This is a genomic window from Campylobacter sp. CFSAN122748 (assembly GCF_045277125.1).
GTDB classification, from domain to species: Bacteria; Campylobacterota; Campylobacteria; order Campylobacterales; family Campylobacteraceae; genus Campylobacter_D; species Campylobacter_D jejuni.
The window spans coordinates 786,348-801,999 of sequence record NZ_CP116953.1 but is presented as its reverse complement, the minus strand read 5'-3'; the positions used below and the strand labels follow the sequence as shown (position 1 = coordinate 801,999).

Sequence of the window (15,652 nt, the reverse complement as noted above, 5' to 3'; positions counted from 1 at the left end):
CTTCTTAGAAAAAGAATTCTAAATTATTCTTTTTAAAAGTATCTTTAACATCTTTAAGATATTTCTCTCCTAAAGAATCAAAAAGCCCATCTTTTTTGCTTTCTGCAATAAATTCATCAAGCTCTTTTTTAAGTTCTGCATTGCCTTTTTGTACTGCTATACCCCAAAACTCAGGATTTTCTTGAAAAGGCGCCAAAATGGCTCTGGTTGTATCTTGATGTTTTTGCCAAGTGCGATAAATCGTAAGTTGATCATAAAAAAATCCATCAGCCTTACCTTGAATCACTTCCAAAATAGCAGCATTTTCTTTATCAAATAAATTAATAGTTGCATTTTTTAAATTTTTAACCGCATATAAATGTCCTGTAGAGCCACGCTTTAAAGCCAAAACTTTGCCCTTTTTATCTAAATCTTTGATATTTGTAATATCAGAGTTCAAAGGAGTTAAAATAGCCAAATTTGCCTTAGCATAAGGAATGCTAAAATCCACCACTTTCTTTCTCTCATCGGTAATTGTCATAGAGGACATAATAAGATCTATCTTGGCTGTTTTTAAAGCAGGTATTAAACCATCCCAAGCGATATTTTTTACTACAAGTTTATAGCCGTTTTTCTTTGCAAAAGCTTCTAAAAAATCCACGCTAATTCCACTTGCTTTGCCTGTTTTATCGCTCATTTCAAAAGGCGGATATCCAAGCTCCATTCCTACAACCAAATCTTTTGCACTCAAATTTAAAGCAAAAAAAGAGATAAAAATCAAAATAATTTTTTTCATAATTTCCTTTCAAAATTTTTTGTAAAAAAATTATACTAATTTTATCTTATTTTGTTATTAGCAATTTGTTTCAAACTTAAAAAATTAAAACTTCTAAACCCTAGTCTGCCCTATAAGATTATTAAGTCTATCCATTATATTATTTACAAAAGAATTTATACTTTCATTACTTGCTTTCCAACCATTAGCTTTTGCTTGATGAAATTCTCTATCAAAAGAGATTCCACTGCCTACGTATACATTTTGCCATTTAACTCCTTTTTCCATTGCATATATACCTGCATCAAGCCAGCCATCTTGTGCATAGCCTTTTAACAAACTTGCAAAATCTACTTTGCCTGTCATGATGTCGTCTAAGGAAATATCAAAAGAAGGATTTGCTTTCATTTCTTGCTTACGTTGTGCTTCCAAAACTTTTGCTTCAGGACTTAAAACAACTTGATTTGAAGATGGAAAAGGCGGATAAGACTTTAAAAAACTCATAAACAAAGCTTCTTTAGAATAACTTCCATCTTCATTTTGTGGATAAACTGACATATCAGGATTAAAGTCACCTTCAATTGAAGGATCTTGCTCCATACTTTGTGGAGAAAAGTCAAGTTTCATAAGGTTCATATCCAAACCCATAGTAGAATATTTAATCGCTTGTGCTTCGTGAAATTGTTCTGTATTGAATATATTTTTTACAATTTTTTCATTGTCTTCATTATTAATATAATTTAATCCTTTTGGTAATTGCTCTAAATCTGCTTTGCTAAAACTTGTTTTATCATTTGGAAATGCTCTTATTACTTGATTAAAGCTATTATAATAGGATTTAACAATAGAAGCCATATCAAAACTATTATAATAGTTTCCACTAGTTTCATCAGCCATACCATTTTGATTAAATCTTTCTATCTCATCCAAAGTAGATTTATGTATCTTAAAATCTTCAGGAAGTCCCGCAGCTTTGTTAAAATCACTTCCCATATAACCATCTTTATCCACACTATAACCATAGGCTGTATTGGTAGAAGTGCTTATATCTGCTTGTTTATATTTTAGAGTATAAATAGAGTTTTTAAATTCACTTGATATATCATAATTAGGAGAACTTGTCTTACTACTTATACTAAAATTAGTATTATTGCTAGTATTTGTTGTATTAGTAGAATTTAATACTTCACTTCTTGCTAGAGTTTGTGAATTTTTACTTTCTATATCGCTTAACTTACTAGCATTTTGTTTTAAAAAAGCATTAGCAAAACTTATTTTAGAATTTTCTTTACTTTCTTTATTAGCTTTTACTTGTGAAAGTATAGAATTATAATTTGAGTTATCATTAATGCTAAAGATACTCATATTAATTCCTTGATTTAGATTTTTTTGCCTTCAATCTAAATATATTAAAATAATATAAGCAAAATCTGTTCCGTTTTGGGGTGGAGTTATTTTTCTAAATAAATTTTTAAAGCCTTTTCATAGTCTTCTTTGGTATCAATCCCCATGCTTGTTGTTGAAATTTCAAGCATTTTGATTTTTTTACCATTTTCTATAGCTCTTAATTGCTCTAATTTTTCCGCTCTTTCAAGTGTAGAACTTAATAAAGAACAAAACTCTCTTAAAGCTTTTACACTATAAGCATAAATGCCTAAATGCCCTTTAAAACTTTCCTCGTAATTTTCTCTTTCATAAGGGATTTTAGCTCTTGAAAAATACAAAGCATATCCTTCTTTATCGCAAAGCACTTTAACCAAATTAGGATCCATAGCTTCTTCTTGAGTGATTTTTTTATAACAACTCGCCATAAAAGCTTTTTTATCCAAGCAAGAACTTGCAAATTCTTTAAATTTTAATAAATTTTCACATTCTATAAAAGGCTCATCAGCTTGGACATTGATAATAATCTCATCATCTTTTAAAGATAGTTTCTTACAAGCTTCATTAATCCTATCCGTACCGCTTTCATGATTTTTGCTTGTTAAAACTGCATTTAAACCATATTCTTTAGCGATACTTAAAACCTTTTCATCATCTAAAGCTATACAAACTTCATCCACACTACTTACCCTTCTTGCAGTAGCCACAAACATAGGCACTCCACCTACATCACATAAAATTTTCTCATGAAAACGACTTGATTTTAATCTTGCAGGAATAATAATCATTTTTGCATCCAATCTAAAATTTCTTTTTTTATATTTTTGGCTTCAAATACCTTTTCATCGCTATTTTTCAAGTCAAATAAAGCCAAAATTTCATCTTTAACTTGGACATTAAACTCTTTAGCTATAAATTTTAAATCTTCTTTTTCATTCTTAGAATCCCTATCGTATAAAGCTTTTATCATACTTGGAGTAAATTTTGTCCATTCTGCTGTAGAGGTAATAATGCTAGGTTTTAAAGGATCAAGCATTTTAAAACAAGTTGCGGTGTGCGGATCGATTAAAATCTTGCTTTGTTTGATAAATTGCATACATTCTTCATCGGTGCAAAAATCCGCCTCAAAATCTTCTTGTAAACTTTGCAATTCTTCTTTTTCAAGTTTAAAATATCTCTCATTTTTCAACAAATTCATCAGTTCTTTGGTTCTTTTATCTTTAAATTTCGCAAACAAAAGTCTTTCGATATTAGATGAAATAAGTATATCCATAGCTGGAGAAATAGTCTTCTTAAGACTTTTTTCACGCAAATCATAAACGCCATGATTAAAAAATTCACTCAAAATATTATTCACATTTGAAGCGATTTTGATTTTTGAAATTTTAGCTCCCATTTTTTTAGCATAAAAAGCTCCTAAAGCATTGCCAAAATTTCCACTTGGAACAATGATTTGTACTTCTTCTAAAAACTCATTAAAAAGTTTTAAACTCGCATAATAATGATAAATAATCTGAAATAAAATACGCCCAAAATTTACAGAATTCGCTGCGCAAAGCTCATAATTTAAAGCTTTAATTTTGTTTTGAAAATCTTTTGAAAAAAGCAATTCTTTTAAAGTGCGTTGCGCTGCGTCAAAATCCTCATCTATAGCAAAAACTTTCAAATTATCCTTATCTAAAGCTCGCATTTGCAACTCTTGAACTCCACTTGTGCCACCTTTTGGATACATACAAGCTACTTTAACATTTTTTGCATTTTCAAAGCTTTTTAGGGTTGCAGGTCCTGTATCGCCGCTCGTAGCACAAATAATTAAAATATTTTTATCCTTTGAAAATTCGCTTAAAAGCACGCCAAAAGGCTGTAAAGCCATATCTTTAAAAGCTCTTGTAGGCCCATGCCAAAGCTCGTTAATATAGGTTTTTTCAGAGATTTTTTGCAAAGAAATAGGTGTATTTTTATCATCAAAGCTTTCGTAACTTTTCAAAGCCTTTTTAAAAAGCTCTTCTTCGCCAAAACCAAAACTTTCTATAAGCTTTAAAGCAAAATCTTTATAAGACAAATTGGCATATTTTTCTCCTTCAAAAATAGGCAAATTTAAAGGCGAGTAAAGCCCTCCTTCTGGGGCGTTTGGGTTAATCAAAGCTTCCTTAAAACTTGATACATTATTTACATTTCTACTCTCGACTAATTTCATTGCTCAAACTCCTTGATATAAGTTTTTATTTTTTCCCTTAATGAATCTTTTAATTCTATATTTAATTCTATAATTTGACATTTAAAACCAAAATCTTTAACTTTAACAAAATCCTTAAAAGTAAGCATTAGTGTATCGCAATTATGTTTTTTTAGCAAATTTTCTAATTCTTCTTTTTTAAACTCATAATGATCTTTAAAAAAATAACAAGCCCTTGCTTTGATAAAATGCTCATACAATCTAAAAGGTTTAGCAATAGCAGTTGCCAAAACAGCCTTTGGATTTTCTTTTACAAAAGAATAACGCACAAAATCCCTGCCTTCTAATGCAATAAAATCAGCCCTTTTTTCATAAAATTTTGGCAAACGATAAGCTCCACTTGGTAAAGTAAAATCAAAATAAGGTTTGATTTTGCTTTCAAGCAAAATATCAAATTTTTTAATATGAAATTTAGAAAAAGCATCATCGAGTACAACGATTTTAGCTCCCAATTCAAAGGCTTTTTCAATACCTTTTACTCTATCTTCACTCACAATCACACCTTTGATATTTTCTTCAAAAGCATACTCCATAGCTTCATCGCCACTTTGTGCTAAGGTGCATAAAATTTCATTTTGATTTTTAACAACAAACAAACCTTTAGACTTTCTTTTATAGCCCCTAAGTACTATAAAAACGCCATCAAATTCCCTTGCTATAGCTTTACAAAGCGGGGTTTTTCCATTACCTCCAAAACTTAAATTACCAACGCTAATAACAGGTTTTTTAAAAACTATTTTTTTACGAAAAAAAGTATTTAAAATCGCAAAAAAAGCATAAAGCACACTTAAAGGTAAAAGTATAAAAGCAAGGCATTTTTGCCAAAAATTGGGCTTAAAAAAATAATTATCAAGCCAAAGTTCATAATTTTTTTCTTCATTCATTGTTTAAATTTCCAAAATTTCAGGCATTTTTCCCTTAAAAGCATTTTTTTGCATGCGATTTTTTAACATAGCAATCAAAGAAGGATCAAGCGTTCTTAAAAGTTTTTCATCATTAGTTTCTAAAGCTTTTAAACCTTCATCGATTTTTGCATAAGAAAAACCTAAATCCGCCTCATCACTTTGATTTTCCCAAAGATCCGCACTTGGAGCTTTTTTGATGAAATTTTCATGCAAGTTAAGGTATTTTGCTAAGGCATAAATTTCACTTTTATAAAGCGATCCTATAGGATTAAAAGCACAAGCTAAATCCCCATAAATCGTACCATAACCTAAAAGCAATTCGCTTTTATTAGAAGTGCCTATGACTAAAGAATTTTTCAAAGCAGAATAATCATAAAGCAAACTCATTCTAATACGCGCTGCAAAATTTCCCAAAGATACTAGAGTGGTATTTTCACTTTGCTTTATAAAAGCATCTAAAATGCTTTGAATTTCTATGATTTTATATTCAAGATTTAAATCCGCACAAAGCCTTAAAGCATCTTCAAGATTGGCTTTGTTTGAAATTTGAGTTGGCATTAAAAGAGCAAAAACATTCTCTTTTAAAGCTCTTTTACAAAGCGTTGCTACCAAAGCAGAATCAATCCCGCCACTAAGCCCCAAAACCACACCTTGACTTTGAGAATTTTTCACTTTTTCTTGTATAAAATCACACATTTTTTCCGTAATCTTTTGCCAATCCATAAAGCTTGCCTTTTAAAAAATTTAATGTATAATTATATTTATTTAAGGCAAATTTTTTATTAAAGAGGCAAAAAATGCAAATTATCAAACAAGCTTGTGGAGCTTATGAGACAAATTGTTATATTTTATTTGGTGAGCATGGAGAAATTATAATTGATCCTGGTTTTGATGCGCTAAATTTCATCAAAAAACATGTAAAAAATCCTTTAGCGATTTTAAACACTCACGGACATTACGATCATGTTTGGGATAATGAAAAAGTAAAACAAGCCTATCAAATCCCCATTTATATTCATAAAAATGATACTTTTATGCTTGAAGATCCTTTTAATCAAGGTTTTATGCCTAGCAAAGCGGATTATTTGATTGATGATGAAAATATCATTTCTATAGGCGGACTTGACTTTAAATTTCACTTTTTACCAGGACATACACCAGGTTGCACTATGATAGAAATTGTAGGTAAAAATATCATGTTTAGTGGAGATTTTTTATTTTATAGAAGCATAGGAAGATGGGACTTTCCTTATTCAGATGCAAATTTAATGAAACAAAGCTTAGAAAAAGTTATGACTTACAAAGAAGATTTTAAACTTTTGCCAGGACATGGACAAGAAACTACTTTAAAAGAAGAGCAAGTCCATCTACCCTCTTGGCTTAGATATTTTTAAGGTATATTAAAATGGAATTAGATCAAATTTTATTATATGCTTTTATTTTTTTAAATCTTTTTGCCCTTTTTGGTTTATTTTTGGGAAATAAAAAGAAAAATCAATTTAATGATAAAAAATTTTATAAAATCTGCCCATGTAAAAAAATGGCAGAAAATGGATCTTTAAGTACGATTTGTATTTATTCAGCTGTAGGAGGATTTTTTTACAGCGTATTATCTATAGGTTTTATAGGTTTTGGTAATTGGACTTTAAATTTTATTTTTTTACTTGCATTATTAAGTGTTTTTTTAGGGTGGAAATTAAAACTTGATTGAAAAATATTTTTAAGAAAAATCCATTGATTTTTCTTAATTTTTATTTAAAAGTTGTACCACCATCAACGATGAAAGTATGTCCTGTCACCCAACTTGCCTTACTTGAACAAAGAAAAAGACATGCTCCAGCCAAATCTTCAGGCTGCCCCATGCGATTTAAAGGGCTTAAATTTATAGTAGCCTGTTTTACTTCTTCATAATTTGTAAAAGCTCTTAAAGCATCAGTTTCAATAGGCCCACCACTTACGACATTTACACGGATATTTTTTTCTCCAAGTTCAGTAGCCGCATATCTTGCCATAGCTTCTACAGCGGCTTTTGCTGTACCATGACCTGAATAATTTTCTATATACACTAAATTTCCTGTAGATGAGATAGAAATAATGCTTCCACCCCCTACTTTTTCCATCCTTTTAGCTGCTTCTTGTGCGCCCACAACAAAAGCATTTACTGTGGCTGTAAAAATGTTATTAATTCCCTTTGGTTTTAACTTCATAAATTTAGTATAGCCACCTACAACCGCACGTCCTGAAATGATAGCATTTGAGATAAAATAATCCACTCTATCAAAATCCACATCAATTTTTTCAAAAAGTTCTTTATAGGTTTCAGGTTCTAAGATATTAAACTCATAAGCTCTAGCTTTGATTTTATAATTTTTCTCCAAATCTTGAACCATTTCATCAGCAATTTGCGCATTAGAATTATAAGTAAAAGCTATATTTGCACCCACTTTAGCAAATTCATAAACTATAGCTTTGCCTATCCCGCGAGTTCCACCGCTAATCACTAAAGTTTTTCCTTGAAATTCTGTATTCATTAAAATCCTTTGATCTTATATTTTTTCATCACTTCTTCAATTTTAGCAAAATTTTCCTTACTTGGAGAACAAAGAGGAAGTCTAAATTCCAAACTTTCTATCAATCCAGCTAAATACATAGCCGTTTTAATAGGAATAGGATTACTTTCGCAAAATAAAATTTTATTGATATTATAAAGCTCATCATTGATTTTTTTAGCTTCTTTATAATTTTCATCTAAAGCAAAATGAGTTAAAGCGCTAATCATATCGGGTAATAAATTTGAAGTTACTGAAATCACTCCCTTTCCACCATTTGAAAATATAGGATAATTGATCGCATCTTCCCCTGAAATAAGCATCATTCTAGGTTCGTGTGCAAGCAAATCCACACACTTATCGATATTTCCACTCGCTTCTTTTACTCCATAAATATTTTCACAATCTCTAAAAAGCTTGATAATAGTATCCGTTGAAATTTCACAACCTGTTCTTCCTGGAACATTATATAAAAGCACAGGAATATCTACACTTTGCGCAATAGCCTTATAATGCTCGTAAAGTCCTTGTTGCGTAGGTTTATTATAATACGGTGCCACACTTAAAATCCCATCAGCACCATGCTCTTTAGCAAATTTAGCCAAACCCACTGCCTCATGAGTTGCATTACTTCCCGCACCTGCTAAAACCTTAACTTTAGTTCCTTTACAAGTCTCAACGGCTATTTCTATGCAAGTTCTATGTTCTTCATGGGTTAAAGTTGCACTTTCTCCTGTTGTTCCTACTGGAACTACTGCATCGATGCCATTTTCTATTTGCCTTTTAATCAATCTTGCATAACTTTGCTCATCAACTTTTCCATTTTTAAACGGTGTAATAAGGGCCGTCATTGCCCCAATAATAATATTTTTATCCATTTGAATCCTTTCTTAGAATTACCGTAGTTGAATTTTCTTGAATAAAATATTTTTTAGCACAAGAAATCAAATCTTTTAATTCCAAATTTTGTATATCTTTCTCATAATTTAACAAAGGATTAATATCTCCTCTTGCTAGATATGAACCATAAATATTTGCCACTGCACTAGCATTGTTAAGTGAGAAAATAAAATCGCTTTTGACATTATTTTTCACTCTTTGCAAATCTTTTTGAGAAATTTTACCCATTTTAAGCTTATCAATGATTTTTAAAAGCTCTTTTTCTACTTTTTCTGCATTAACATTGGGGTTACAATTACAAATAAAAATAAATAAATTTTCATCTATACAATCATTAACATAAGCATAATAATCATTGATTAAATTTAATTTATCAATCAAAATTTCACTCATTAAAGAACTTTTCCCACTTCCTAAAAGCTCGGATAAAGCATTTAAAGCAGGTATATCTTTGTGCTTGAAATTTGGAATTTTATAAGCAAGGGCTAATAGTTCAGTATCTGAGTTTTTATGCAAATATATTCTTTTTGCTCCATCTTGCTTAGGCTCTTTTGTGTGAATTTTAGGCATAGTCTTAGTATTTTTAATCTTTTCAAAATGTTTTTTTGAAAGCTCAAAAACTTCTTTACTTTCTATATCGCCACTTACAAGTAAAATCGCATTTTTAGGTTGATAGTAAATACTGTGAAATTCTTTAATATCTTCAATGCTCCAATTTTCTATATCCTTAAAAAAACCTATAGGAGTCCAATGATAAGGATGATACATAAATGCATGATTAAAAAGTCTAAAATAAAGATATCCCAAAGGATTATTATCTGTTCTCCATCTACGCTCTTCTAAAACCACTGCTCTTTCAGGCTGAAATTCTTCATCTTTTAAATTTAAATTCTCCATAAGTTCTGCAAAAAGTTCCAAAGCTTTATCTAAATTTTTCTTCGCACATTTAATATAATAATGAGTATAGTCAAAACCTGTGCTTGCATTATCCACACCACCAAAACCCTTAACAATCTCATCAAATTCGCCAGCTTTTAAATTTTTAGTACTTTTAAAATTTAAATGTTCTAACATATGAGCTATGCCACTTTTTCCCATGATCTCATTTCTTGAACCCACTTTATAAAAAATATCAACGCTAATCACATCGCTATTTTTATTTACAGGCAAAGCATAAACTTCAAGCTTGTTTTTTAATTGAATTTTTTCATAAGCAATCATTTTAAATTTACCCCAACAGCTTCGCTAATGTGTAAAAAACCATCTTTTCTTAAAAGCTCTATAAGATTTTGATTGATATTTTTTACCAAAGAAGGACCTTTAAAAATCAAAGCTGTATAAACTTGCACCAAATTAGCCCCATTTTTAATACGCTCATAAGCAATATCAGCACTATCAATCCCTCCACTTGCAATAAGCAAGGTTTTGCCAAAAAGAATTTTAGCTACTTCTTTGAAAAAAATACCACTTTTTTCTGTAATCAACCTTCCACTAATACCACCAAAAGTACGATTATTATCTAGCAAGCTATAATCAACACTAGTATTGGCTAATATAAACCCATCTGCACCTTTTTTAATAGCATTTTCACATAAATTTAAAGCATCATCTATTTTCATATCAGGAGCAATTTTTATCAAAATAGGCTTAGAAGTGATTTTTTTGGCTTCTTCAAGCAAGGTATTTAAAAAATCATCATTTTGCAACTCTCTTAAATTTTTAGTATTAGGAGATGAGATATTAACGATAAAATAATCACACAAATCCTTAAAATCTCTAAACAAAGTAAAATAATCCTCCAAGGCTTTGTCATTTGGAGTGATTTTATTTTTCCCTATATTTACCCCTAAAGGCAAAACAAAAGGATAAGTTTTTGTGAGTCTTAAAGCAATCTTTTCAGCACCTTCGTTGTTAAAACCCATAGCATTTTGTATACTTTCTTGTTTTACAAGTCTAAATAGGCGTGGCTTTTCATTGCCTTCTTGAGGTTTTGGAGTAAAAGTTCCCACTTCTAAAAAACCAAATCCTAAAGCACTCAAAGGTCTTATCATAGTGGCATTTTTATCAAAGCCTCCTGCTAAACCTACAGGATTATTAAAATCAAGTCCAAGTAAATTTTGTCTTAAACTCTCATCATCAACTATATATTTGTGTGCTAAAAAACTTAAAGCTCCTGGAAAACTAGCACTTAAAGCCCTTAAGCTATATTCAACCAAAGCATGTGCATGCTCAGGGTTTAACTTAAAAAGTAAAGGTTTTATCATTTCATAAGCCATTTTTTAATCCTTTTTAAAATTCTAACTAAAATTAACTAAAGCTAGGCTTTGTTTTTTCTTTGCTTTTAAATTTTTGGTATAAAGAACAAGTTTGCAAAAGCTCTTCATCTTTACCTATTGCCAATACTTTGCCCTTATCCAATACTACTATTTTATCTGCATTTTCTATAGTGCTTAAACGATGTGCAACCACTAAAATCAATCTGTCTTGTTTTAAGTTTTCTATAGTTTTAACTATTGCTTTTTCACTTTCATTATCCAAAGCTGAAGTTGCTTCATCAAAAATAAGCACATCAGGATTTTTATATAAAGCTCTAGCGATTGCTATTCTTTGTTTTTGCCCTCCACTTAAGTTCTTACCATGTTCTTTCACTTCAGCCCAAATCCCGCCCATTTCTTTAACAAATTCATAGGCATTGGCCAATTTTAAAGCTTGGATGACTTTTTCTTCTTCTAACTCTTCGCTATAAGCAATATTTGCAGCAAAACTATCATTAAAAAGATAAATATTTTGCGTTACAAGTCCTATTTTAGCATGTAAGCTTTCTATGGTAAAAGTGCTAATATCTTCTTGATTAAGTAAAATTTTACCTTTTTGCTTTTCATAAAAATACATCAAAAGATTAATAATAGAAGATTTGCCACCCCCACTTGTCCCTACAAGAGCAAGCATTTGCCCTTTAACAAAATCAAAATTTACGCCTTTTAAAACACTTTTATGCGGGTTTTCATAAGCAAATTCAACATTTTCAAAGCTAATTTTTTCAATGTTTTTTAATTCTTTGCTTCCACCTTTAATTTGAGGTTCTAAATCCAATAAATAAAAAGTTCTTTCACTTGCCGCAACAGCACCTTGAAGTTTTCCATATAAAGACGAAAGACGCTTTAAAGGAGTATATATCGCAAAAAGTGCCGAAACAAAACTGATAAAACTTCCCACACTCATAGAACCATTGATAACCTCTCTACCCCCTACAATAATCACCACAGCAACCCCAACAGAACCCATCATATCCATTAAAGGACTTGTAAGTGCATCAATACGTGCGGATTTTAGGTTTAATTTACATAAAGTATCATTATGCTTAGCAAATTTATCACTTTCTTTTTTTTCATTATCATTAGCTTTGATCAATTCAATATTTGAAAAAATTTCACCCAAATAAGAAAGTAAATCCGAATTTGTTTCTTGTATATTTCTTGCATATTTTTTAACTTTTTTAGCAAACCATACCAAAGGAAAAATAGCTAAAGGCAAAATCACTAAAGCAAAAAAAGCCAAAGTAGGACTTTGATACAAGACTACCGCAAGCAGTCCTATAGCAGTTAAGAGCTCTCTAAAAAAATCAGGAATAATGTTTGATACTATACTTTGAAGTGCATTAATATCATTAGTACAACGACTTACAAGCTCTCCGCTTCTATAGCGTTTAAAAAAATCCATATCCAAGCGTAAAACATTTTTTAAAACCCTAGCACGCAATACTCTTAACATATCTGTTCCTATAAAGGAAACATAAAAACTTTGTAAATAAGTTCCAAGATTTTTAAAAAAATACATCAATACTAGCAAAAAAGGCACTGTATAAAGTAAAGCTTCATTTTTTTCAACGAAAATATAATTTAAAATAGGCTCTAAAGCATAAAAACTTCCAGCAGTTCCTCCGCTTGCTAAAATCATACCAAAAATAGCTATAGCAAATTGTTTCCAATATCTTTTATAAAAGGGCTTAAAGCGTATTAAAACCTCTTTTAAATTCATCTCATTATGCATTTATTTTCTCCCAAATTGTTCCATTTGGAGTATCTAAAAGAGTGATTTTTTTACTATTTAATTGCTCTCTTATTGCATCAGCTGTGTTAAAATCTTTGTTTTTCTTAGCCTCAGTTCTTTCTAAAATTAACTTTTCAATCTCTTCTCGTTCTTCTTTGCTTACACCCCATTGAAAATATAAAGTTGTATCCATAAAACCAAAGCCAAAAATTTTAGCTAGCTCGCTTAAAGCTTCTTTGATATTTTGTTTTAAAATTTTATTTTTGCTTTCTTTATCCAACTCTAAATTTGCACTACTGATAAAATCATCCAAAAGAGCTAAGGCTTTAGAAACATTTAAATCATCATTTAAAATCTCTAAAATTTGCTTAGCAATTTCGCTTTTTATTTCAATATCATTTAAAACATCAAAATCAGAAATTTCACCTAAATCCAATCTTTTTTTAAGACGATAAAATTTATCTAAACGTTTTTTAGCATTTTCTAAATCCGATAAAGAATAATTAAAATGAGATCTATAATGAGAACTCAAAAGATAAAATCTTAAAGCCTCGCCCATAAATTCTTTTAAAGCATCTTTTATAAAAAAACTATTATTTAAACTTTTACTCATTTTTTCGCCATCGATTTTTACAAAACCATTGTGAAGCCAAATATTTGCTAATTTTCTCTTACATCCACAACGACATTGCGCAGCTTCATTTTCATGATGAGGAAAAAGCAAATCTATCCCTCCAGCATGTATATCAAGAGTATTTTCAAAAATAGAATCAATCATAGCAACACATTCAGTATGCCAACCTGGACGCCCTTTGCCAAATTCACTTTCGTAAAAATTTTCATCAAATTTCCAAAGCACAAAATCGCTTTCATTTCTTTTTTGCACTTCATTACTTAGACGAGAGATATTTTCTTCTAAATTGCGATTTGATAGGCTTAAATATTTTTCATCTTTACTTGTATCAAAATAAATTCCATCTTCTAGAGTATAAACAAACCCATCCTTAGCAAGCTTTTTAATCAAATCAAGCATAGCTGTTATATAATGCGTTGCACGAGGTTTAAAATCAGGATCTAATACATTTAAAACCCTCATATCCTCTTCATAACTTTTGATATAAAATTCCGTAATTTCCTCTAAAGTTTGACCACTTTGAGCCATTTTTTTCAAAATCTTATCATCAATATCTGTATAATTTCTAGCAAATTTTACCCTATTGCCCTGAGCAAGTAAAACCCTACGCAAAAGATCAAAACAAACACTACTTCTTGCATGTCCTAAATGTGCATCATCATAAACCGTAGGCCCGCATAAGTAAATACTAATATCTTTTTTATCAAGTTTTATTTTCTCTTTTGTTACACTGTCTAATAATCTCATTAAAAAACTCCTTTAAAACTTGTAAAAATTCCTATAAAAAAACTTAAAATATAAGGTTTAATCAAAATAAGTAAGATTGTAAAAACAATCAAAGCAGCTATAATCAATAAACAAATTTTAATAGATATTAAAGCAAAAAATTTCTTAAAACCAAATTCTTTGATATTAGCTCCAAGCAAATAAAAAGCACTAATAGAGCTTGAAAGTGCTACTGCAATAACCTTTAAACTTTCATCTTTAATCAAAAATATAAAAGCCATAGAACATAAAGCACTGATAATTAAAGATTTTACCGCGATCCAAGCTGCTGTTTTTTGTTTAAATTTTGCATAAAGCCACAAAGAAAAAAGCTTTTGCAAACCAAAAGGTAAAAGCCCTATAAGATAAGCAATCAAAACATAAGCCGTAATCACACTATCTTCGTGAGTGAAATTTCCTCTTTCAAATAAAAGCTTTGAAATTTCCAAAGCAAACACAGAACCTACAATACTAGAAGCAATAAGCAAAATGCTTAAAAGCGCTAATGCTCTTTGCATAAATTTTAAGGCTAAATTTTCTTGACCACTTTTTAAATGTTTTAAAATTTTTGGAAAAGAAACTTGAGTTAGAGCGATAGCAAAAAGTGCAAGGGGAAGTTGGAAGACACGATTTGCATAATAAAGATAAGAAATACTCCCGCTCATTAAAAAACTAGCTATAGTTGTATCAAGCAATGAGCTAAATTGAGTCGCAGAAGAACCTAAAACTCCATGAAAAAAATTGCCATAAAAACCTTGTAATTTCGCCTTGGCTTTTTTAAATTTTATACTTAAAGCCATAGCACGGATTACAGGATTGTTTTTTAAAACAAGCAAATGTAAAATAAGCTGTGCCACCCCACTTAAAACCGTTGCATAAGAAAAATAATAAAGTGTATTTTGCGGTGCATTTTTATCCACAAAAAAAGCAGCTATAACAATACTTAAGTTAAATAATGCCGCAGAAAAAGAGGTAATGAAAAATTTTTGTCTATAATTTAAAATAGCTCCTAAAAAAGTAACTAAAAAAATAAAAAACAAATACCAAAAATTAATCGCCACCAAAGGAGCCGCTAAAGCTATAGTATCTGCGTTAAACCCAAAAGCAAAAAGCTTAGTAAAAAAAGAGGAGAAAAAACTTACCAAAAGACAAAATAAAAAAACTATAAGGCTAAATTGCATCATTACACTAACACAAAAAGCTCCTTTTTTTTTCGCTTTTACAAAATTAGGTAAAAAACTTTGTCCAAAAGCCCCTTCTGCAAAAATTCTTCTAAAAAAAGCAGGCATTTTTAAAGCCACAAAAAAAATATCACTATAAAGCCCTGCTCCTAAAAAAAGCGCTATTAAAACATCTCTAGCAAGCCCTAAAATTCTTGAAAATAAAATTCCTAAAGCATTGATAATAAAATTTTTAAATACTAAACTCTTCATTAAATTTTTTCATAAATTTCAAAATATAAAGAGAATTATTTTA

General features: G+C 30.0%; 15 protein-coding genes. 2 read left to right on the top strand and 13 right to left on the bottom strand.

Going from position 1 to position 15,652, the window contains the following annotated elements:
* Window positions 1-4: 4 nt before the first annotated feature.
* The 6 genes from OT390_RS04225 to OT390_RS04200 form a co-directional block, all read right to left on the bottom strand.
* Window positions 5-775 carry a transporter substrate-binding domain-containing protein gene (locus OT390_RS04225; protein ID WP_002859503.1) on the bottom strand — a complete coding sequence of 257 codons (771 nt, stop codon included), beginning with the start codon at window positions 773-775 and terminating at the stop codon, window positions 5-7.
* Window positions 776-868: 93 nt separating this feature from the next.
* Window positions 869-2,119: a Cj0814 family flagellar-dependent secreted protein gene (locus OT390_RS04220; RefSeq protein WP_061099784.1), complete on the bottom strand. Its 1,251-nt coding sequence runs from the start codon at window positions 2,117-2,119 to the stop codon at window positions 869-871.
* Between the two features lie 86 nt (window positions 2,120-2,205).
* Window positions 2,206-2,925 (bottom strand): 3-deoxy-manno-octulosonate cytidylyltransferase, encoded by a 720-nt coding sequence (gene kdsB, locus OT390_RS04215; RefSeq protein ID WP_032587080.1) that lies wholly within the window; start codon window positions 2,923-2,925, stop codon window positions 2,206-2,208.
* Entirely contained in the window at window positions 2,922-4,334 is a 1,413-nt protein-coding gene (thrC, locus tag OT390_RS04210) for a threonine synthase (protein ID WP_002860775.1), read from the bottom strand. The genes kdsB and thrC overlap by 4 nt, the downstream gene beginning before the upstream one ends.
* A complete protein-coding gene (locus OT390_RS04205; RefSeq protein WP_002860774.1) occupies window positions 4,331-5,257 on the bottom strand; it encodes a tetraacyldisaccharide 4'-kinase in 927 nt (308 codons plus the stop codon). Before OT390_RS04205 ends, thrC begins: the two co-directional genes overlap by 4 nt.
* A gap of 3 nt (window positions 5,258-5,260) precedes the next feature.
* On the bottom strand, window positions 5,261-6,001 hold the full coding sequence (locus tag OT390_RS04200) for an NAD+ synthase (RefSeq protein ID WP_002857155.1): 741 nt from the start codon (window positions 5,999-6,001) through the stop codon (window positions 5,261-5,263).
* A 74-nt stretch (window positions 6,002-6,075) separates the two neighbouring features.
* Between OT390_RS04200 and OT390_RS04195 the strand changes: the two genes are divergently transcribed.
* Both OT390_RS04195 and OT390_RS04190 read left to right on the top strand, forming a co-directional pair.
* Window positions 6,076-6,672, top strand: a complete 597-nt coding sequence (locus OT390_RS04195) for an MBL fold metallo-hydrolase (RefSeq protein ID WP_002873848.1) — start codon at window positions 6,076-6,078, stop codon at window positions 6,670-6,672.
* Window positions 6,673-6,683: 11 nt separating this feature from the next.
* Complete coding sequence (locus OT390_RS04190; protein WP_002867958.1) at window positions 6,684-6,989, top strand: hypothetical protein; 306 nt, start codon at window positions 6,684-6,686, stop codon at window positions 6,987-6,989.
* Window positions 6,990-7,029: 40 nt separating this feature from the next.
* Here the strand turns inward: OT390_RS04190 and OT390_RS04185 are convergent, their stop codons facing one another.
* Genes OT390_RS04185 through murJ form a run of 7 tightly spaced genes read right to left on the bottom strand, consistent with a single transcriptional unit; the run spans window position 7,030 to window position 15,609 of the window.
* Window positions 7,030-7,809, bottom strand: a complete 780-nt coding sequence (locus tag OT390_RS04185) for an enoyl-ACP reductase (RefSeq protein WP_002852476.1) — start codon at window positions 7,807-7,809, stop codon at window positions 7,030-7,032.
* Window positions 7,809-8,705, bottom strand: a complete 897-nt coding sequence (gene dapA / locus OT390_RS04180; RefSeq protein ID WP_032587056.1) for a 4-hydroxy-tetrahydrodipicolinate synthase — start codon at window positions 8,703-8,705, stop codon at window positions 7,809-7,811. The genes OT390_RS04185 and dapA overlap by 1 nt, the downstream gene beginning before the upstream one ends.
* Window positions 8,698-9,948, bottom strand: a complete 1,251-nt coding sequence (locus OT390_RS04175; protein WP_002889128.1) for a pitrilysin family protein — start codon at window positions 9,946-9,948, stop codon at window positions 8,698-8,700. Before OT390_RS04175 ends, dapA begins: the two co-directional genes overlap by 8 nt.
* Complete coding sequence (locus tag OT390_RS04170) at window positions 9,945-11,003, bottom strand: quinone-dependent dihydroorotate dehydrogenase (protein WP_032587057.1); 1,059 nt, start codon at window positions 11,001-11,003, stop codon at window positions 9,945-9,947. Before OT390_RS04170 ends, OT390_RS04175 begins: the two co-directional genes overlap by 4 nt.
* 31 nt (window positions 11,004-11,034) lie before the next feature.
* Entirely contained in the window at window positions 11,035-12,777 is a 1,743-nt protein-coding gene (locus OT390_RS04165; protein WP_052800245.1) for an ABC transporter ATP-binding protein, read from the bottom strand.
* On the bottom strand, window positions 12,770-14,158 hold the full coding sequence (gene cysS / locus OT390_RS04160; RefSeq protein WP_002859829.1) for a cysteine--tRNA ligase: 1,389 nt from the start codon (window positions 14,156-14,158) through the stop codon (window positions 12,770-12,772). Before cysS ends, OT390_RS04165 begins: the two co-directional genes overlap by 8 nt.
* Window positions 14,158-15,609, bottom strand: coding sequence for a murein biosynthesis integral membrane protein MurJ (murJ, locus tag OT390_RS04155; RefSeq protein WP_032587059.1), 1,452 nt, complete (start codon window positions 15,607-15,609; stop codon window positions 14,158-14,160). The genes cysS and murJ overlap by 1 nt, the downstream gene beginning before the upstream one ends.
* Window positions 15,610-15,652: the final 43 nt, after the last annotated feature.